Consider the following 3527-nt stretch of genomic DNA (forward strand, 5'->3'; position numbering starts at 1 on the left):
CGAAGCGCCAGCTGATCTTCACATCATGTCAGCCACTGACCCGTTGGCCGTCTCGTCCGTTCGGCGGTTGATCACCTGCGGGCCGGACCGCCCGCCCGGGCTCGCTGGCCGGACACGGTCACCGCGCGGCCGGGGCGGACTTCGCGGCACGGTGCTGCCGTCGGGCCGGTGGACGGGTTCGCCGTCACTGACGGATGTCCAGGGCGCCGATCAGCCCGTCGCGCAGCGTGAACCGGTACCGCAGCTCGACCGGGCTGCCGGGGAAGTCGCCGGACACCCGGGTGAGGGCCAGGTACGAATCGCCCGCCTGCGGGGTGAGGCGGACCGGCTCGGCGGTGTACGAGTACGCGTCCATGGTCTTCTGCCGCCAGGAGCGGATCGAGGCCCGCCCGTCGTACAGCCGGTCCTCGTCGGCGACGCTGGCGGTGTCGGCGAAGCAGGCGACGAAGGCGTCCAGGTCCCGGTCGTTGACGGCCCGGAAGTACCGGTCGATCACGTCGGGCAGGTCGAGGGCCATCTGCTCCTCCTGCGGCACGGGCCGCCGTCGGGCAGCCGTCGGGTTCCCGGTCCGACCTCACCGTACGAGAAGCCGACGGCGTCGCGCGGGGCAACCAGCAGAACCATCGCGCCGGCCGCCGGGTTTGCTGCCGCGTGGCCCGGGTAGCCACGCGTCTCCGAGGCGAAGGGCGGGGACATGGCCGAGCTGGCGTTCGTCGACAAGGTTGCGGCACGCGCGAATGTTTCGCCGGAGCAGGCGCGCCCGCTCACCGAGGCGGTCCTGCGGACCCTCACCGAGCGGCTCAGCGGCGGGGAGGCGGGCGCGTTGGCCCCCCACCTGGCCGACGAACTGAGCCCGCTGCTGGTCAAGGCGGCCGAGCCGGCCGAAACGTTCGACTACGACGAGTTCCTGCGCCGGGTGGCCGACCGCGCCGGGATCGACCGCCCAACCGCCGAGCGGGGCACCCGCGCGGTGTTGCAGTCGTTGCACCGGGTGGTCGGGCACCGGGAGTTCGAGGACGCGCTGGCCCAGTTGCCGGCGGACCTGCGGGCGCTGGCGCAGCCGCTGCCGCTCGGCCCCTGACCGACGCCTCGGAGCGCCTCCCACAGGATGCCGGGGCGGGGGTCTTCTCCGCGCGGGGCCGACCGGGGGATGATGCCGGTGCGACAGCGGTCAACCGTGGAGGTCAGGCGATGGCGACGCGTACCCCGGAGGGTGTGGACGCCGCGCGGGCCCGGCGGCGTGGCGGTCTGCTGGTCGTCGCCTTCGGCCTGCTGGCGTACGCCGGGACGACAGCTGTCGACGCGCCGACCCGCGCTCTGGGGCTGTCCTGGTCGATCATCGGAGCGGCCGGCGCGCTCGGCGTGCTGACCATCATGGTCGCGGCCCGCCGCCGGGCGGTGCGCCTCGCGGACGCCGCCCGCCTGATGATGGCGGTGGCGGCGCTCGCCGCGCTGGCCGTCGGGGTCGCGTTGGCGCCCCGCGGCGCCGAGCGCGGATTCGTCATCGCGGTGACCGGGGTGCTGGCCGCGGCGCTGGCGGCGTCCGCGTTGCTCGCCGGTGACCTGCGGCCAAAGGGCCGGGGCGCGGCCTGACCCGCCGATCAGGCCACGCCCCCACGTCCGACTGTCAGCCGGTCACCCCGCTGCTGACCACCCACTTCTGGTGTGCGCCGCCCGCATAGGTGCCGAGCTGGATGTGGGTGCCCTCGGCGGTGTTGCCGCCGGCGGCCTCCATGATCTTCCCGGACTGCGGGTTGCGGATCGACCCGTCGCTCTGCGGTTGCCAGACCTGCGCGCCGGTGCCGTTGCAGGTCCAGAGCTGGATCTTCGTGCCGTTCGCGGTGCCCGCATTGTCCACGTCCAGGCACTTGCCGAGCGCGCGGTAGGTGTCGCCGACCCGGGTCCACGACTGCGCGGCGGTGTTGTTGCAGGTCCAGAGCTGGATCTTCGTACCGTCGGCGGTGCCCGAGTTGTCGACGTCCAGGCACCTGCCGCCGACGCCGGTGATGGTGCCGCCGCTCGGCGGTGGCGGACTGCCCGGGATGGAGTTGAGCGTGTACCACGCCTCGGTGCTCCACAGTGACTGGCCGGTGGTGGAGGTGAACGGGCGCGGCGAGCGCAGGTGCACCACCCGACCGGCCTTGCGACCGGGCACCACCAGGGTGACCTTCTTTCCGTCCGAGGAGAGGGTGGCCGAGGTGACGGTCAGCGTCTCCTCGTCGATCTTCGGCCCGCCGTAGGCCGACGTCGCCACGTACCGCCATTGCTTGATCTTGTAGCGCGCGGCCAGTTCGGCGGCGGTCCCCGCCGAGACGGGCTGGGTGTACTCCACCTCGAAGCCGGTGGTGGTGGCGCGCATCGCGAGCATCTCGAACGTGGTGGAATTGTTCGGGGTGAGCTTCTGCAGGCCGTACGACAGTTTGCCGCTCTGGCCCCAGTTGCCGCCCGCGCCGAGCCCGCCGACGTAGATCGCGCCGTCCGGGCCGATGTTGACCTCGGAGACACCCGCCTCCAGGCCCTGGGTGAGCCGGAACAGGGCGCCCTGGTACTCGCCGTTGACCTTCTCCACGTTCGCCCGTTGCAGGCCACCGTAGGTCACGTCGCCGATCACGAACTGGCCGGCGTACCGGCCGCTGGTCAGGTAGAGCGGCGTGCTGGGCGAGTTGGCGATCTCGTTCTGCGGCATCCAGAGCACCGGCTGCGTGACCGGGGCGGTGTCGAACGGCCCCGCCGGGTTCGTGTAGTGGTTGAAGAACCGGCCCTGCTTGACGTGCACCAGCTTCGACGAGGGCAGCCAGCCGCCCTGGTTGTCGGTGACGAAGAGGCCGCCCTCCGGACCCCAGCCGATGCCGTGCGGCGTACGCAGGCCGCCGGCGACGTAACTGACCGCGCCGGTGTCCTTGTTGACCTTGATGGTGGTGCCCCGGTTGGTGGCGGGTTGCGGGTTGGTGGTGGCGCCGCCGGAGTTGATCGACACCGACAGGTTCAGGTAGAAGAACCCGTCGGCGTAGAGCAGGCCGAAGGCGAACTCGTGGAAGTTGCCGCCGTAGGGCCAGGTGGCAACGGTTTCCAGGCGCTCGGCCGCCTCGTCGCCGCCGGTGTTCACCAGCCGGGTCAACCGCTGTTTCTCGGTCACGTAGACCACCCCGTCGACGACCTTGAGCCCCATCGGTTCCTTCAGGCCGCCGGCGATCTTCTTGGTGGTGACGGTGCCGGGGCTGGTCGAGCCGCCGGTGTTGCCGAGGATCCAGACCTCGCCGTCCTGGGAGGTGCCGGACTGGTCGCTACCGCCCCAGGTGCTGATGACGAGCCGGCCGTCGGCCAGCCAGTCCATCCCGGTGACCTTCGGCTGGAAGCCGCTGGGCCGCAGGTTGGTCAGCGTGTAGCCGGGGTGCACGCCGGTCAGCGGCAGCCCGTCGCCGGGGGAGTCGAAGACCCCTTCGCACTCCTTGCGGCCGGGCGCGGTCACCCGGACCACGCCGGCGTCGGTGCTCAGCGCCGAGTTCGGTACGACCACGAAGGCCGAC

At 72.0% G+C, this 3527-nt stretch carries 4 protein-coding genes; 2 read left to right on the forward strand and 2 right to left on the reverse strand.

The window, feature by feature from the left end; all coding sequences use genetic code 11:
• Positions 1 to 184 precede the first annotated feature (184 nt).
• Positions 185 to 517, reverse strand: coding sequence for a nuclear transport factor 2 family protein (locus tag KBX53_RS26430; protein WP_030335490.1), 333 nt, complete (start codon positions 515 to 517; stop codon positions 185 to 187).
• A gap of 177 nt (positions 518 to 694) precedes the next feature.
• Here KBX53_RS26430 and KBX53_RS26435 point away from each other — a divergent pair, with 177 nt between their 5' ends.
• Together KBX53_RS26435 and KBX53_RS26440 are read left to right on the forward strand one after the other, a co-directional pair.
• A complete protein-coding gene (locus KBX53_RS26435) occupies positions 695 to 1081 on the forward strand; it encodes a DUF2267 domain-containing protein (RefSeq protein WP_210862235.1) in 387 nt (128 codons plus the stop codon).
• A gap of 110 nt (positions 1082 to 1191) precedes the next feature.
• Positions 1192 to 1593, forward strand: a complete 402-nt coding sequence (locus tag KBX53_RS26440; protein WP_210862237.1) for a hypothetical protein — start codon at positions 1192 to 1194, stop codon at positions 1591 to 1593.
• A 34-nt stretch (positions 1594 to 1627) separates the two neighbouring features.
• Here the strand turns inward: KBX53_RS26440 and KBX53_RS26445 are convergent.
• On the reverse strand, positions 1628 to 3527 hold a 1900-nt coding region (locus tag KBX53_RS26445; protein WP_210862239.1), incomplete at its 5' end, for a ricin-type beta-trefoil lectin domain protein.

It is taken from the genome of Micromonospora sp. M51 (genome assembly GCF_018070305.1).
GTDB lineage: Bacteria > Actinomycetota > Actinomycetes > Mycobacteriales > Micromonosporaceae > Micromonospora > Micromonospora parva.

Excerpts from the sequence above, each read along its gene's own strand:
- KBX53_RS26430 (WP_030335490.1), bottom strand. The coding sequence starts at position 517 with ATGGCCCTCGACCTGCCCGACGTGATCGACCGGTACTTCCGGGCCGTC.
- KBX53_RS26435 (WP_210862235.1), top strand. The coding sequence starts at position 695 with ATGGCCGAGCTGGCGTTCGTCGACAAGGTTGCGGCACGCGCGAATGTT.
- KBX53_RS26440 (WP_210862237.1), top strand. The coding sequence starts at position 1,192 with ATGGCGACGCGTACCCCGGAGGGTGTGGACGCCGCGCGGGCCCGGCGG.